The sequence below is a fragment of the Streptomyces sp. NPDC018610 genome (assembly GCF_044391765.1).
Lineage (GTDB): Bacteria > Actinomycetota > Actinomycetes > Streptomycetales > Streptomycetaceae > Streptomyces.
Window position 1 is genome coordinate 409,093 of the sequence record NZ_JBISAL010000007.1, and the last position, 15,522, is coordinate 424,614.

At 74.1% G+C, this 15,522-nt stretch carries 12 protein-coding genes and 1 pseudogene; 4 read left to right on the forward strand and 9 right to left on the reverse strand.

Features of this window, described 5'->3' with window-relative positions:
* Positions 1–47 precede the first annotated feature (47 nt).
* The 4 genes from ACH5A8_RS20460 to ACH5A8_RS20475 all read left to right on the forward strand — a co-directional run bounded on the left by ACH5A8_RS20460 (position 48) and on the right by ACH5A8_RS20475 (position 4,829).
* Entirely contained in the window at positions 48–359 is a 312-nt protein-coding gene (locus ACH5A8_RS20460) for a hypothetical protein (protein WP_399003822.1), read from the forward strand.
* On the forward strand, positions 356–2,623 hold the full coding sequence (locus ACH5A8_RS20465; protein WP_399003824.1) for a TOMM precursor leader peptide-binding protein: 2,268 nt from the start codon (positions 356–358) through the stop codon (positions 2,621–2,623). The genes ACH5A8_RS20460 and ACH5A8_RS20465 overlap by 4 nt, the downstream gene beginning before the upstream one ends.
* Before the next feature lie 257 nt (positions 2,624–2,880).
* Positions 2,881–4,017, forward strand: a complete 1,137-nt coding sequence (locus ACH5A8_RS20470) for a sensor histidine kinase (protein ID WP_399003826.1) — start codon at positions 2,881–2,883, stop codon at positions 4,015–4,017.
* A 200-nt stretch (positions 4,018–4,217) separates the two neighbouring features.
* Complete coding sequence (locus tag ACH5A8_RS20475; protein ID WP_399003970.1) at positions 4,218–4,829, forward strand: DNA-binding response regulator; 612 nt, start codon at positions 4,218–4,220, stop codon at positions 4,827–4,829.
* Positions 4,830–4,940: 111 nt separating this feature from the next.
* Here the strand turns inward: ACH5A8_RS20475 and ACH5A8_RS20480 are convergent.
* The 9 genes and pseudogenes from ACH5A8_RS20480 to cimA all read right to left on the reverse strand — a co-directional run.
* Positions 4,941–5,540, reverse strand: a pseudogene (locus ACH5A8_RS20480) (4'-phosphopantetheinyl transferase family protein); the annotation flags it as partial.
* 109 nt (positions 5,541–5,649) lie between these two features.
* Positions 5,650–6,894 (reverse strand): acyltransferase domain-containing protein, encoded by a 1,245-nt coding sequence (locus ACH5A8_RS20485; RefSeq protein WP_399003828.1) that lies wholly within the window; start codon positions 6,892–6,894, stop codon positions 5,650–5,652.
* A 73-nt stretch (positions 6,895–6,967) separates the two neighbouring features.
* On the reverse strand, positions 6,968–8,704 hold the full coding sequence (locus tag ACH5A8_RS20490; protein ID WP_399003829.1) for an acyl-CoA dehydrogenase: 1,737 nt from the start codon (positions 8,702–8,704) through the stop codon (positions 6,968–6,970).
* The gene (locus tag ACH5A8_RS20495) at positions 8,701–10,467 is read right to left on the reverse strand and encodes a fatty acyl-AMP ligase (protein ID WP_399003830.1); all 1,767 of its coding nucleotides are present in this window, start codon (positions 10,465–10,467) and stop codon (positions 8,701–8,703) included. The genes ACH5A8_RS20490 and ACH5A8_RS20495 overlap by 4 nt, the downstream gene beginning before the upstream one ends.
* 127 nt (positions 10,468–10,594) lie before the next feature.
* Complete coding sequence (locus ACH5A8_RS20500; RefSeq protein ID WP_399003832.1) at positions 10,595–10,786, reverse strand: acyl-CoA carboxylase subunit epsilon; 192 nt, start codon at positions 10,784–10,786, stop codon at positions 10,595–10,597.
* A gap of 132 nt (positions 10,787–10,918) precedes the next feature.
* Positions 10,919–11,548: an antibiotic biosynthesis monooxygenase gene (locus tag ACH5A8_RS20505; RefSeq protein WP_399003834.1), complete on the reverse strand. Its 630-nt coding sequence runs from the start codon at positions 11,546–11,548 to the stop codon at positions 10,919–10,921.
* Complete coding sequence (locus tag ACH5A8_RS20510) at positions 11,535–12,521, reverse strand: aromatase/cyclase (protein WP_399003836.1); 987 nt, start codon at positions 12,519–12,521, stop codon at positions 11,535–11,537. Before ACH5A8_RS20510 ends, ACH5A8_RS20505 begins: the two co-directional genes overlap by 14 nt.
* Positions 12,522–12,702: 181 nt before the next feature.
* On the reverse strand, positions 12,703–13,737 hold the full coding sequence (locus ACH5A8_RS20515) for a ketoacyl-ACP synthase III family protein (RefSeq protein ID WP_399003838.1): 1,035 nt from the start codon (positions 13,735–13,737) through the stop codon (positions 12,703–12,705).
* 21 nt (positions 13,738–13,758) lie between these two features.
* Entirely contained in the window at positions 13,759–15,378 is a 1,620-nt protein-coding gene (gene cimA, locus ACH5A8_RS20520; RefSeq protein WP_399003840.1) for a citramalate synthase, read from the reverse strand.
* Positions 15,379–15,522 lie beyond the last annotated feature (144 nt).

Here is a 15,522-nt window from a genome sequence, read left to right on the forward strand (position 1 = left end):
CACCGTCGAACGCAAGCTCGTACGACGCCAATTCGAGGGGGACTTCCATGAGCACCGCCCTGTCCACCGCACACGCCGACGCGGACGGCGCCGCCGCCGCGTTCCCGGCCGATGATCACCGCATCGCCCTGCTGACGGCCAGGACCGCCTTGGAACCGGAACTGGCCAAGCGCTACTCCGAGGACCCGTGCTCCCTGCTCGCCGAGTTCGGTCTGCCGGCCGCGGAGCCGGTGTACGCCACGTGGCCGACCGCGGGACGGCTGGTGATCGAGGACCTGGACCGCGCGTCGATGGTGGCCAGCACCTGGTGCGTGTCGACGAACGACATGCTCGCCGCCGTGGAAGCCGCCCGCAGATGACGGGGGCGCTGCTGTCCTCCGGCGCCGCGCGGACGGTGGGTTTCAAGCCGCACCTGCGGGTCGAGGTCGTGGCCGGCGAAGCCGTCTACCTGCTGTCGGAGCGCGGCACCACCGCGCTCCAGGGGGCGCACGTCGAGTCCCTGGCACCGCTCCTGGACGGCACCCGGACCCTTCCGGCCGTGCTGGACGAGGTCTCGGGGACCCTGCCGCCCGGTGAGGCGGCCCAGGTCATCGCCGAACTGGCGCGGGCCGACCTGGTCGGCTACCGGGACCCGAGCGCCGACGACTCGGCCGCCGCCTACTGGGAACTGGCCGGTGTGCAGGGGGCGAGCGCCGTCTCGTCCCTGCGCGCCACCGTCGTCGGCCTGGTCACGCTGGGCCGGACGAGCCGGGAGGCCGCGCTGGGCCAGTGCCTCGCCTCCGGGCTGTCCGTCGCGCCCGAGGGGCGGCAGGGCGCGTTCACGCTGGTCCTGTGCGACGACTACCTCGACCCGCGGCTGCGCGAGCTGGACGGCCGGCTGCGGGCCGAGGGGCGGCCGTGGCTGCTCGCCAAGCCGTGCGGGACCGAGGCCTGGGTGGGCCCCGTCTTCGGACCGGGCGACCGTGCCTGCTGGTCGTGCCTCGCGCACCGGCTGCGCGCCCGGATCTTCTCCCAGGCCCCCGTCCGGCAGGCCCTGGGCCTGCCGGGCGCGGTGCCGGTGCCCGACGCCTCCCTCCCGGTCGTGCGGGGCCTCGGTCTGCACACCGCGGTGCTGGAGGCGGTCAAGTGGGTGGCCGGGATGCGCTACGAGGAGCAGGGCGCCGTCTGCACGCTGGACACCCGCACCCTGCGCACCCGCCACCACGCGGTGCTCCGGCGCCCGCAGTGCCCGGAGTGCGGCGACCCCTTCCTGGTGGCGCGTCAGGTGCGGCGGCCCGTCGTCCTGCGCTCCCGCCCCAAGGCCGCCTCGGCGGGCGGCAACGACCGGGCGCTGCCGCCCGAGGAGATGCTGTCCCGCCACCGCCACCTGATCGGCCCGGTGACCGGCGTGGTGCCCGAGGTGCGTCGCGCCCCGGGTACTCCGGAGGGGCTCAACCGGTACGTGTCGGGCCGGAACGCGGCGCTCCAGGCGTTCTCCCTCGGCGGGGTGCGCGGCGGGATGCGCGGCCAGAGCGGCGGCAAGGGGACCACTCCGCTGGAGGCGGAGGTGGGCGCCCTGTGCGAGGCCGTGGAGCGCTACTCGGGCACCCGGCAGGGGGACGAGCCCGTCGTCCGGGACACCCTGGCGGGACTGGGCGCCACGGCCGTGCACCCCAACGCCTGCCAGCTGTTCGCCGACCGCCAGTTCCGCGAGCGCGAGCGGTGGAACGCGCGGAGCGCGCCGTTCCACCGGGTGCCGCCGCCCTTCGACCCGCACGAGCCGGCCGAGTGGACGCCCGTGTGGTCGCTGACGGCCGGCGAGCACCGCCTGCTGCCGACCTCCATGCTCTACTACGACCTCGACTCCCGCGGCCGTGCGCGGGCGCCGTGGGCCGACTCCAACGGCTGCGCCGCGGGCAGCAGCCTGGAGGACGCCGTGGTGCAGGGCTTCCTGGAACTGGTGGAGCGCGACGCGGTCGCCCTGTGGTGGTACAACCGCACCCGTCAGCCGGGGGTCGACCTCGACGCGTTCGACGAACCGTGGCTGGCCCGCATCCGGCAGGCCTACGGCCGGCTGGGGCGCGAGATGTGGGTGCTGGACGTCACCAGCGACCTGGGGATCCCGGCCATGGCGGCGATGTCCCGGCTCGTCGGCGACGGGGAGCAGGGGATCTGCGTCGGCTTCGGGGCGCACTTCGACGCACGGCTGGCCCTGCGGCGCGCGGTGACGGAATTGGGCCAGCTCCTGCCGGTCGGCGAGGAGGGCCGGCAGGCCCGCGCGTCCCACCCGGACATGGACGAATGGTGGAGAAACGCGACTGTCGAAAATCAGCCTTACCTCGTAGCTGATTACGGCCAGGGCACGCTGGGGCCGACGAGCTACGAACAGGAGGCGCGCAGCGACCTCCGCGCGGACGTCGAGGCCGCCGAACGCCTGGTGCGTGCCCATGGCATGGAGCTTCTCGTCCTGGACCAGACCCGCCCTGACCTGGGGGTTCCCGTAGCGAAAGTGATCGTTCCGGGCATGCGGCACTTCTGGGCGCGATTCGCTCCAGGACGCCTTTTCGACACCCCCGTCCGCCTGGGGAGACTGTCGCGACCGACGGCGTACGACGATCTCAACCCCGTCCCGCTCTTCGTGTGATTCCAGGCCGCTGATCGCTACCTGTGGCTCCGATGCGACGCAAAGTCATACCATGCGCTTCGCCCACACCTGTCCCCGGCTTGGAGACGGCGATGCCGAACGAATTCCCACATGTGGAAGCATCCATTCCGGAACAGGCGCCCGGTTCCTCGGCTCGGTCGGGCAAGCGGGCCGGTGCCGGGGAGCGCCGGCATGAGTTCCTCTCCTCGCCCCGTCAGCACTCGCCGGCGCCGAGGGTGGCCCGGGCCATCACCGTGATGGCACTGGCCAGTTACTGCGCCGCGACGGTGCTCAACGTGTTCGGCACCGGGCTGGGCCGCATGGCGCTGGCCGTGTGCCTGACCACCGTCGTGCTCAACTTCGGGATCCAGTTCAGCGTCTCCTCGCAGCGGGCGCGCACCTGGACCCTGCGGCACCGCCTGACCGTCCTCGGCGCCCAGGCGGTGCTGACGTACCTGCCGATGGTCTGGTTCCACTCCAGCTGGGGCAGCATGCAGGGGCCGCTGGGCGCCACTCTGCTGCTCACCCTTCCCTCCCGGCTCGCCTGGCCGGCCTACGGGGCGGTGGTGGCCGGCATAGTCCCCTACTCGCTGCTGTCCGGCGCCGGGCCGCTGGAGACCGCCTACTTCCTCATCGCCGGCGGGCTGACCGGGCTGGTCGTCTACGGACTGAGCCGACTCGCCGACCTGGTCGAGGAACTGCACGAGACGCGCGAACAGGTGGCGAAGATGGCGGTGGTCCAGGAGCGGCTGCGCTTCGCCCGGGACCTGCACGACCTGCTGGGCTACAGCCTGTCGGCGATCACGCTCAAGGGCGAGCTGGTCCAGCGGCTGATCGGACACCGGCCCGACCGGGCCGCCGCGGAGACCGCCGAACTGCTGGCGGTGGCCCGGCAGGCGCTCGCCGACGTGCGGCTGGTCTCCCGCGGGTACCGGGACATGTCGCTCGCCGAGGAGGCGCAGTCGGCCCGGGCCGTCCTCGCCGCGGCGGACGTGCGCGCCGAGGTCCGTGTCGAGGTCGGCCGGCTGCACCCGGTGGTCGACACCGTGCTGGCCACCGCCCTGCGGGAGGGGATCACGAACATGCTCCGCCACAGCGCCGCGCAGCTCTGTACCATCACCGCAGACGTCGAAGGCGACGTGGTCCGGCTGGCACTGGTGAACGACCGTCCGCACGAGAGCGGTGACGGCACGCGACTGCCCACCGAGGCCGGGACGGGCGGCAGCGGGCTGGGGAACCTGCGCACGCGCCTGACCGCCATCGGGGGCGGGCTCGACGCGGAGACCCGCGAGGACGGGCGCTTCCATCTGCGGGCATGGGCGCCCCTGCAGCCGCGCACCGCCGAGACGGGGACTTCGCCGCACGACGGAGCGCTGGAGAAGGCCGCCGTCTGAGAAGTGCCGATCAGAGTCCTTCGTCCGGATCAGGCCGGATGAAGGAGCGTTGCCAGGGACCTTCGTCCGGATCAGGCCGGACGAGGGAGCGTTGCCAGGGACCTTCGTCCGGATCAGGCCGGACGAGGGAGCGTTGCCAGGGTCCGCGAGTTCGGCGTCGTCCGGGCGAGGGGCCCTGGGGGGAAGAGGGGGAAGCGGTGCTGTCGGTGAAGATCCTTCTTGCCGAGGACGTGCACATGATCCGGGGCGCGCTGGTCGCGCTGCTCGAACTGGAGCCCGATCTGGAGGTCGTCGCCGAGGTCGACCGGGGCGACGTCATCGTGAAGAAGGCACTGGAGACCCGGCCGGACGTCGCCGTGATCGACGTCGACCTGCCGGGCACGGACGGGCTGACGGCGGCGGCCGAGCTGCACGAGCAGCTGCCCGAGTGCCGCACCCTGATCCTCACCAGCCTCGGCCGTCCCGGCACCCTGCGCCGTGCGCTGTCGGCGCACGTCACGGGCTTCCTGCTGAAGGACTCGCCACCCGACCAGCTCGCCCTGGCCGTGCGGTCGGTCGCCGCCGGCCGCCGGGTGGTCGACCCCCAACTGGCCCTCGCCGCATGGGACTGCGCCGACAACCCCCTGTCGGCGAGGGAGCTGGAAGTGCTACGCCTCGCCGCCCGCGGCGCCGACGCCGCCGAGATCGCCGGCTGCCTGTTCCTGTCCAAGGGGACGGTCCGCAACTACCTCACGGCGATCGTCACCAAGCTGGGCGCCCGCAACCGCATCGACGCCATACGGCTGGCCGAGGAGGCCGGCTGGATCCCCTGACCCGGAGCCCGTGGCCCCGACCAGGGCGTCCAGCATGCCCTCGTCCAGCGTGGTGCCGACGGACAGGTCGGACAGCCCGCCGAAGCCGGTGTCGCCCACCGCGACGCTGACCACGTAGCGCTCCCCCACCGCGAAGGTGCCGAACAGCCACTGGGCGCCCCGGGCGGGCGTGCCGTCCGGACGCACCAGGGACGCGCCCGTCTCGGACAGGGCGAAGCCGAACTCGGTGAAGCGGAACCGCAGCCCCTGCCCGAGCGCCTTGCTGTAGGCCTCCTTCAGGGTCCACAGCCGCACCAGGGTGTCGTTGCGGGCGTCCTCGCCGCCGGCGTCCAGATGCTCCTTCTCGAACGGCGTGCAGGCCTGCAGCTCCGAACCGGTGTGGGCGAGCCTGCGGTCGGCGCGCTCCACGTCGACGCCGATGCGTCCGCGGCGGGTGACGCCCACGACCATCATGTCCTCGGTGTGGCTGAGGCTGACCTCGATCTGGTCGCAGCCGCGCACGTACGGCCGGCCACCGGGCTGGTAGGACAGGTCCACCAGGTGCGGGGCGGTCTTGAGCGCGGCCGCCGCCGTGTGCCGCAGCAGCAGCCGGGACGCCAGGAACCGCTCCCGCATCCCGGGCCGGGTCAGGTTCTCGTAGCGGCGCCAGTCCCGTCCCAGCAGCGGCCGCAGCTGGTCGTCGGCCTCCCGGCGCGGCAGCCAGTCCCGCATCACCCCGTGCACCAGGGCCGTACCGGTCCGGGCGAGGTCGTCGTGCAGCCGCTCCCAGGGGCCGTCGGGTCCGGGGACGGGCGCCGACGGCCGGATCGGGCCCGTCACCTCACGCACCGGCCAGTGCGGCGGCCAGCGGGCCGGCGTCCAGCGCCGAGATCACCCCGGCCAGGTCGACGGCGTCGCTGCGCGGCCCCTGGCACACCGGCAGGCAGACCGGTCCGGCCGTCCCGCCCATCCGGCGCAGGTACGGGGTGAGCACCGCGCGCGGACCGATCTCCACCACATGGGTCGGCGACTGCTGGGCCAGCAGTTGCCGGGCCGCGTCGGCGAACCGGACCGGCGCGGTGAGCTGCTCGGTCCAGTACGGCGCGTACAGCGGCTCCGTGACGAGACGCCCGTAGACCGTGGAGTAGAACGGGAGTTGGGTGAAGCCGCCCGGCATGCGGCGGACCACCGCCTCGAACTTCGGGACGACGGGCTCCATCAGCGGCGAGTGGAAGGCGTGCGTGACCGCGAGGTGCCGGCAGCGCACACCGCGCTCGGCGAGCCGGTCCTCGATGCGCTCCAGGCCCTGCTGGTCGCCGGAGAGCACCGTGGACTTGGCCGCGTTCATGGCGCCGATGCCCACGCCCGGCTCGTCGGCGACGAGTTCGGCGGCCTCGTAGGGGGTGATGCAGGCCGCCATCATGCCGCCGCCGGAGGGCAGGTACTGCATGAACGCCCCGCGCAGGGCGACCAGTTTGGCCGCGTCGGCCAGGGACAGCGCGCCCGCGACGGTGGCGGCGGCGAACTCCCCGATGCCGTGGCCCAGCACCGCCACCGGGTGGACGTCGGCCTCCTGCAGCGTCCGGGCCAGGGCGTACTCGACGGCGAACAGGGCCGGCTGGGTCAGCGCGGTCTGGTGGATCCGCGGATCGCGGCCGAGGATCAGCTCGACCACGTTCATCCCGGTGTACGGGCGCAGCGCGGCCGCCGCCTCGTCCAGGAAGGTCCGGTAGCCGGTGGAGCCCCGGTACAGCCCCTCGGTCATACCCGGGTGCTGGCTGCCCTGGCCGGTGAAGACGAACGCCGCCCTGACCTGGTGGCCGGTGCGCCGCGCGCCCTGCTCGGCCATGTGCCGGGCCAGGTCGCGCACGGTGGGGTGGAGCCAGATGTCGGTGGGTTCCACCAGCGGGCCGAACTCCGCCTCGATGTCCCCGTACAGGCTCAGCGCGGCCACCGAGTCCAGGTACTCGTGCAGCGGGGCGGTCTCCTCCACCGGCCGGCCCAGGTAGTGGGCGAGCCGTTCCAGCAGCCACTCGCGGCAGGCCCTGTCGAAGCCGTCGTCTTCCTGTTCGCGATGTTCTCGCATGGTCAGTGCTCCCTAGGGGGACCCGGGGTCACCGAGGCACCCGGGTCGGTCGTGGAGGGCGCCCCCTCCGGCGTCAGGCAAGCGTGGAGTCGTACAGGTCGAAGCTGCGTCGCCCGTGCAGCCGGGCGAGGACCTCGCGCAGCACGCGCTCCTCGTCCGCGGCGGGCCGGTCCGGCAGCGGCAGGCCCAGCCGCCGGCACAGCCGGTACAGCCCGGCCGTCGGCCAGGCGGGGTCGGCGAGGAACGGGTCCGCGGCGTCGCCGGCGGAGCGCTGCGCGCGCCACACCCCCAGACAGGCGGCGGCCGCGATCACCAGGGTGTAGCGGTCGGCGAGGCCGAAGCTGTGCGGGTTGGCCAGCGCCCGCCGGTCGGTCGGGGAGATCTCCAGGAACGCCTTGCGCAGATCGTCCAGCTCGCTGGTCAGGCGGCGCGCCAGAAAGCGCAGGGTGGCCCCGGACTCCCCGATGGCCGCGCCGACCTCGCCCTCCTCCAGCAGGTCGGTGGTGGCGACCAGGGTGGCCGCGAGCGGGTCGGCGTCGCCCAGCAGGGTGGGCTTGCCGAGGTCCAGCGGCGGCAGGTCCTCGTGCGGCCGGAACAGCTCGGCGGGCGCCTCCGGGTCGGCGAACCAGGCGTGCCGGGCGAAGTACGGCAGCTGCGGCAGCAGGCTGACCTGCCGGCCCGCGCTGCCGGCGTGCCCGAGCGAGGTGACCGGCAGGTCGCGCAGCTGCTTCTGGAACATGGCGTACATGCCGTCCTCGGCGAACGTCTCCTCGCCGAGGACGGCCGACATCTCGTCCATGGACTCGGAGACCAGCTTGGGCGCGAGGTAGGCGGCGGCGGCCGCGTAGGCGCTCATCTGCCCGGGCAGCAGGTGCAGCGCCCGGGTGGCCACCAGGGCGAGGCAGTCGGTCAGCAGCAGGTCGAGGAAGGCGCCGGTGAGGACGTCGCGGACGTGCTGGACGTCCAGGGAGGAGCGGCCGTCCGCGCGGCGCCGCACGGCGAACCGGGCGACCGTGCGCAGCGCGGTGTCGGCGCCGGCCAGCACGATGGACGGGATCAGCCCCCGGATGACGAGCGAGGAGCGCAGCGACAGCTCGTAGCCGTCGCCCTCGGCGCCGAGCACCGCCTCGCGCGGCACCGGGCACCCGCTGATCCGCAGGCCGCCGAACTCGGTGCTGCGCATCCCGTTGGTGGCGTGCCGGCCGAGGTCCTCGACCGTGCCCTCGGGCAGGTCGGGCCGGTGCAGCAGCAGCACGGTACGGCTGCGGCTGAGGCTGCGGTCGACGCCCTCGGCGCGGGCGAAGACGACCAGACCGTCGGCCCGGGAGGCGTTGGCGATCGCCGACTTGCTGCCGTTCAGCACGAGCGCGTCCCCTTCGGGGCGGACGGTGAACTCGTCGCTCACGAAGTCGTTGCCGTGCGCCACCTCGTGGCGGGCGACGGCCATCCGACGGCCCTCCAGCAGCACCCGCGCGGCGAGTTCCTGCTGCGCGGTGCTGCCGGCGGTCCACACCGGGGCGGCGGCGAAGAAGCAGTTGAGCCCGTAGCCGAAGCCGAGAGAGGCGTCGCGGCGGAAGACGGTGCGCAGGATGCGGCCGAGCAGGTCCATGCGCTCCAGCCGTCCGCCCAGGGAGGCGGGCACGAACTCGGCGTTCATCCCCCACGCGTCGAGGACGCGTTCGGCGCCGGGCAGCACCACACCCGCCGCGTCGGCGGCCAGCAGCGCGGCGCCGCCGAGCGGGTTGGCCGGGTCGTCGAGCGGTCCGAAGGCGCGCTCCAGCGCGTCGATGCGGTCCTGGACGCCGGTCACCGCCGCCTCCCCGGGGCCACCAGGCGCTCGATCTCCGGTTCGAGCCGTTGGTGCAGGGCCCGGACCTCGCCGCGCAGGAACAGCCGGCGCATGGCGGCGCGCTCCACCTTGCCGCTGGTCGTGCGGCGCACGGTCCCCGGGCGGACGAGGAGCACACCGGCGGCGGTCACCTCGTGCTCCTCGCTCAGCCGCTGCTGCACGGCGGAGGCCAGGGCGCCCAGGTCGATGTCGTAGGAGCTGCGGGCCCGCAGCTCCTGGACCACGACGATGCGCTCGCGCTCGCCGGGGACGGCGAAGGCGGTGCCGGCGCCGAACAGTCCGCTCACCCGCTGCACGGTGCGCTCCAGGTCCTGCGGGTACAGGTTGCGTCCGGCGCACACGATGACGTCCTTGATGCGTCCGGTCACCCGCAGCAGCCCGTCCTCCAGGACGCCGAGGTCTCCGGTGCGCAGGTAGCCGCCGTCGCCCGAGGCGAGCCGGCCGTCGAAGACCGCCGCGGTCTCGGCCGGGCGGCCCCGGTAGCCGGCGCCGACGCCGGGCCCGCGCACCCAGATCTCGCCGGTGCGCCCGTCGGGCAGCTCCTCGTGGGTCTCCGGGTGGACGATCCGGATCTCGCAGGACGCGGCGGGTCCGCAGTGGCCGCGGCCGGCGCCGGGTCCGGTGAGGGCCGGGGCGGCGGCGGAGCCGGACACCAGGAGGGTGGCCTCGGCCAGGCCGTAGCAGCCGACGAGCGCCTCGGGGCGCAGACCGGCCGGGGCGAGGCGCTCGGCGAAGGCGCGCAGCGTGGCCGGGTTCACCGGTTCGCCGCCGCTGACGGCCACCCGCCAGCCGGACAGGTCGAGCCCGGCGAGCTGGGAGTCGTTGACGCGCCGCACGCACAGGTCGTACGCGAAGTCGGGGGCGCCGCTGACGGCGATCCGGTGCCGGGAGACGGCCTCCAGCCAGGACGCGGGCCGCCGGACGAAGGCGGTGGGCGACAGCAGGACGGTGGTGCCGCCCAGCCACAGCGGCAGCAGCAACTGGCCGACGAGGCCCATGTCGTGGTGGAAGGGCAGCCAGCCGCCGACCCTGGTGCCGGGCTCGATGCCGAGGGCGTCGGCGATGGCCCGCAGGTTCGCGGTCAGACCGCCGTGGGTGACGATCACGCCGCGGGGGTCGCGGGTGGAGCCGGAGGTGTACTGGAGGAAGGCGGGCGCGTCGGGTTCGGGGCGCGGCCCGGGCGCGGCGGGGTGTACGGCGCGGGAGGGGCGGGCGGCGTCGGCGTTCCCGGGGGCGTCGGCGTTCCCGGGGGCGTCGGCGTTCCCGGGGGCGTCGGCGTTCCCGGGGGCGTCGGCGAGGACGCAGGTGATGTGGCCGTGGCCGGTGCGGGCCAGCAGCTGGGACACCTCGGCGGCCTCGGCGGTGGAGGTCAGCGCGCAGGAGACCGCCGCGTCCTTGACGATGCCCGCGATGCGCTCGTCGTGGTGCGCGCGTCCTCCGGGCGGCGCCACGGGGACGGCGACGGCGCCCGCGTACAGGCAGGCGAGGAAGCCCGCGGCGAACCGGGCGCGGGAGGAGTGGACGACGAGGACCCGTTCCCCCGGGCGCGTGTGCTCCAGCAGCCGGCCGGCCAGGTCCCGGGCGGCGCGGTCGAGCTCCGCGTACGTGACCGTCCGCGGACGCTGGTCCTCCGCGTGTTCACCGAGGAGGACCAGCGCCTCCCGGTCGGGTGTCCTCGCGGCCTGGTCCTGGATGAGTTCGGTGAGAGTCCGGTGACCGGTCATCGCCCCTCCCCCTCACGTGTCGTGCGGCCGTCTCTGCGGCTCGGCCGCTGCTTGTCCTGCCGGCGGGCGGGTGGCGCGGTCCGGCGAACCGGTGCCGTCCCCGCCCGGTGCGCGTCGTGGTCCGAGGTCACTGACCCGGCCAGGCCGCCTCGGTGCGGTGGCCGCCGCTCTTGACGGTCCAGCCCGCGTACGCGGTGCGCCGTTCCTCGTCCGGCGCCTCGCCGCGCCGGACGAGGGCCAGCAGCACGACGGTGACGGCGGCGAGTTCGGCCGCGTCGGGCTGTCCGCGGACCACGGTGATACGTGTCGTGTCGGCCATGGGAACAGCCTGCTCCGGGCCGCTCGAAGCGGCCTCGCGCCCGGGACGCGCGAGAGCCGAGGACCGGTGGTCCTCGGCTCTCGCGCTCATCCGGGTCCCGCCGGGCCCGGGCCGGCCCGCCGGCCGCCGCGTTCAGACGATCACGCGCTGGTACGCCATGTGCCGGGTGCGCACCACCGCCACCTCGGCCTCCTCGGCGATCGCGGCGCGCAGCTTCAGGTACTTCTCGCTGCCCAGGGACCGCTCGCAGGCCTCGGAGTCGCGCCACCACTGCAGCGCGGTGTACTCGCCGGGGCGCAGCGTGGAGCGGAGCAGGTCGCTGCCGCCGAAGTGGCCCAGCTCGTCGAAGTGCTCGTTGGCCTCGGCGAAGCAGGCCTCGAAAACGGCCGGGTCGCCGTGCACGGTGGCCCGGGTGAGGACCACGTTCGCGGCGCCCACCACGGCGTTCTCCCGCAGGACGCGGGCCACACTGACCGCCTGGTCGGCCTCGGTCTCCACCAGGGGCCCCAGCCGTCCCACACGGTCCTGGAACTCCGCGTCGTTGACGGTGTCCAGGAAACCGCGCCGGGTGCGCCAGTGCCCGAGATGGGCGTAGACGTGAGGCCGGTCCGTCAGCTTGACGGTGACCAGGAAGTCGAAGTCCGGGCGGTGACGCATGAACTGTGCGTATTCATCGAACAGCCGCTCGAACTCCAGCAGGTCGCCCGTCACCGTGAAGTAGTTGACGACGACGACCGGCCGGCTGTGGCTACGATCCGACACGCGCTTCCTCCGCGAACTGTTTTGCGTGGTGCAGCGTGGTGGAGCTGTTGGTGCCCAGCGCCTTGCGGACCAGGGCGCGCGCCTCGGCGAGCGTGGCCTCGGGGCCGAGCGCGCTGCGCACTCCCTCCGGGTCGAGGGTCACGGTGTGCCAGGAGGTCGCCCTGACCGTGCCGTCGCCCAGGGACTCGATGACCCAGCGCCCGGTGTGGCCGCTCATCGCCACCGGCACGCGCAGCTGCTTGTACACGATCATGTGGCGGTCCTCGAAGCAGACGCGCACCGAGGTGGTGTTGTGCAGCGAGCCGTCGGGGCTGCGGGTGTCCATGTCCATGTGCTGGATGCCCGGCTCCTCCTCCGTCAGGTCCAGGCGGGCCACGTGCGGCAGCCGCTCGGGCCACAGGTCGGCCCGGTCCAGGAACGCGTACACGTCCCCGGCGGCGCCGACGACCGTCTCCGAGTCGCTGAAGGTGAAGTGCAGCTCGTCGCGGGCGTCGCCGAGTTCGGCGGCGTTCTTCAGGGCGGCGAGCTCGGCGCGGCTGTTGCGGTCGACGGCCCGCTCGATCTGCTCCTCGGCGGCGGGGTCGTCGTCGACGGCGCGGTAGTCGTGCAGCAGGACCACGCGGGTGCGGCCGGCCTCCAGCTCCTCCACGCGCCACTCGCCCCCCATGGCGGCGACCGGCGCGGCGGGGACGAGCTGGCGGAAGGTGATCGTGCGGGCGGCCGGGTCCAGGATCCGCCGGGAGGTCCAGGTGCGCACGCGCTCGTTGGCGACGGCCCAGATGCGCAGCGTCTGTTCGCCCCCTTCGGCGGGCGCGTCCTGGAGCACTTCGACGTGCACGGTCGGGCCGAACACCTGGGGCCACGCGGAGACGTCCGCGACCAGCGCGTAGACGGCGGAGGCCGGGGCGGCCACGGTGATGGAGTGCTCCGTGAGGTGGGGAGCGGAGGTCTCGGACGTAGCGGTCGGCGCCACGGCAACCTTCCCTTCGACAGCCGCGCGTACGGCGTGCCAGCAGACTGACATACGGATGGTCGAGCAAGGGTGGAGAAGTGGTGGAGCCCGGCCGGGGGGCCGGAGCGGGTGCGGTCTCGCGTGGTGCTCCGGGGGCGTCGGGGCCTCGGGGCCGTCGACGCTCCCGGGGTGTCCCCCCGGGTCAGGCCGGATCGGGCAGCGGGGGGTGGATGATCTCCAGCACCGCGCAGCCCCAGCTGTAGCCGGCGCCGACGCTGACGAGCACGCAGCGGTCGCCGGGAGCGAGCCTGCCGGCCGCGGCCAGGTGGTCCAGCCCGGCGAACTGGTCGCCGGCGCCGAGGTGGCCCACGGTGCGGCTGAAGTCCCAGGCGGTGCGGGCCGGGTCGATGCCGAAGGGCTCGTAGTAGATGGACCTCAGCCGCCGGTGCCCGAAGTGCGGGAGCAGCACCCAGTCGGCCTCGGCGAGTTCCAGGCCGGCGTCGGCGCAGGCCTGCTTGACGACGGTCTGCTGGCCGTTGTGGGCGCGGGTGATGGCGTACGACATGCCGACCCGGCCGATGAAGGCGCGCTTGGCCTGCTCGAAGTCGACGGGGGTGCGGTGGCTGAAGGGGGCCGGGCCGAACGGCTCGTCGCCGCGGTGCATCGGCTCCAGCTCGGGGTCGGCGAACAGGGCGAGCGACAGCAGCCGGGCGAAGCCGCCGCGCCTGGACAGCACGAGTGCGGTGGCCCCGTCGGCGTACGGGGTGCCGGGGTCGGTGCGCCACCGGTCGATGCCGGGCTCGCAGAAGCGGTCCGCGGTGGTCAGCAGGGCGTCCGTGGCGCCGTGTCCGGAGGTGAGGTAGGCGGTCGCGAGGTCGAGGGCGGCGAGGCCGCCGTTCGACATCTGCCGGATCTCGACGGCCTGGCAGCTGTTGCCGAGCGCCTCGCGCTGGATGTAGGACGCCACCGGCCACAGGTCCTGGCCCTGGTGGTAGGTGTCGGCGTGCAGCAGCAGGCCGATGTCGCCGCCGTCGCTGTCGGCTCGGCGCAGCGCGGTGCGGGCCGCGGCGGCGGCCATCTCGGCGGCGGACTCCTCGGGCGAGAAGGCCACCGACACCATGCCGGTGGCGGAGGCGACACGGGGCGGGCAGGCGCCGGCGGCGACCGCGTCGGCGACGGTGAGCACGGAGGGCAGCCGTACGGATGTCCCCCGTATGAAGACGTCTTCCACGCGCACAGGTGCTCCAGAGGTCGGGGCTCAGCCGGTGGCGGCGGCCAGGGAGGGGGTGCCGAGGGGGCCGCGGGATCCGTCGAGCAGCATGTAGTGGACGGCGTCGAGGAGCGCCGCCCAGCTGGCGGTGACGGTGTTCTGGTCGACGCCCACGGTGCCCCAGCGCCGCTCGCCGGCCCGGTAGGAGATCAGGACCCGGGCGGCGGCGCCGCTGCCGGTCTCCCCGCCGAGGACCCTCACCCGGTAGTCCACCAGCTCCAGAGCGGCCAGGACGGGGAAGCACGGGTCCAGGGCGCGGTGCAGCGCGGTGTCCAGGGCGTGGACGGGGCCGTTGCCGTGGCCGGTCGCGGTGACGGGCCGGCCGTCGATCCGCAGGCCCACGGACGCCTCGGTGCGGACCTGCCCGTCGGGGCGGCGCGCCACCCCGACCGACCACGTCTCGACCTCGAACGGCGGGTCCTGCGGAGCGTCGGCGAGCTCCTCGCGCAGCAGCAGCTCGAAGGAGGCGTCGGCGGACTCGAAGCTGTAGCCGCGCTGCTCCATCTCCTTGACGCGGCCGGCGGCCCGGGCCACGACCTCGGAGTCCGCGGCGACCTCGTAGCCCAGCTCACGGCCCTTCAGCTCGATGGAGGAGCGGCCGCCCATGTCGGAGACGAGGGTGCGCATCACGTTGCCGACCAGGGCGGGATCGGTGTGCTGGTACAGGTCCGGGTCGACGCGCAGCGCCGAGGCGTGCAGCCCCGCCTTGTGGGTGAAGGCGGTGGCGCCGGTGTAGGGGGCCGCCGGACTGGCGGGCACCCCGGTGATCTCGGTGATCGCGCGCCCGGTCGCGGTGAGTTCGGGCAGCCGCTCCAGCGGTACGACCTCCCGGCCGCGCTTGAGCAGGAGGTTGGCGATGACGGTGAACAGGTTGGCGTTGCCGCAGCGTTCGCCGTAGCCGTGGGCGGTGCCCTGGGCGTGGACGGCGCCGGCGTCGACGGCGGCCATGGTGTTGGCGACCGCGCAGCCGGTGTCGTCGTGGCAGTGGATGCCGACGGCGGCGCCGGTCATGGCGATGGTGTCGGCCACCACGGCCCCCACCTCGTCCGGCAGCGAGCCTCCGTTGGTGTCGCACAGGACGACGGTCTCGGCCCCGGCCTCGGCGGCGGTGTGGACGACGGCGAGGGCGTACTCCCGGTTGAGCCGGTACCCGTCGAAGTAGTGCTCGGCGTCGAGGAAGACCCGGCGCCCGGCGCGCACCAGGTGGCGCACGGTGCTGCCGATCATGGCCAGGTTCTCGGCGAGGGTGGTGCGCAGGGCGTGGCTGACGTGCCCGGCGTGGCTCTTGGCCACCAGGGTGATCACGGGGGTCTCGGCCACCAGCAGGGCTCGCACCTGCGGGTCGACCGCGACCGAGACGCCGGCCCGGCGGGTCGCCCCGAACGCCGCCAACTGGGCGGACCGCAGGTCCAGTTCGCTCTTGGCGCGACGGAAGAACTCGGTGTCCTTCGGTACCGCGCCGGGCCATCCGCCCTCGATGAAGTGGACGCCGAGTGCGTCCAGCCGGCGTGCGACGGCGAGCTTGTCCTCGACCGTCAGCACCAGGCCCTCCTGCTGGGTACCGTCCCGCAGGGTCGTGTCGTAGAGCTGGAAGCTCCGCTCGGCCATCGTCCCTCCCTCGCTCGCTCGGATCGCGGCGTTTCTCGAACATTCCTGCTGCCCCTACGGTCCGGCGCGGGTCCGGAGAACTCCTCGAACGGGGGTGGAACGGGGGATGTGCAGGGGGGTGCGGGCGTGGGGGGCGAGGTGGGG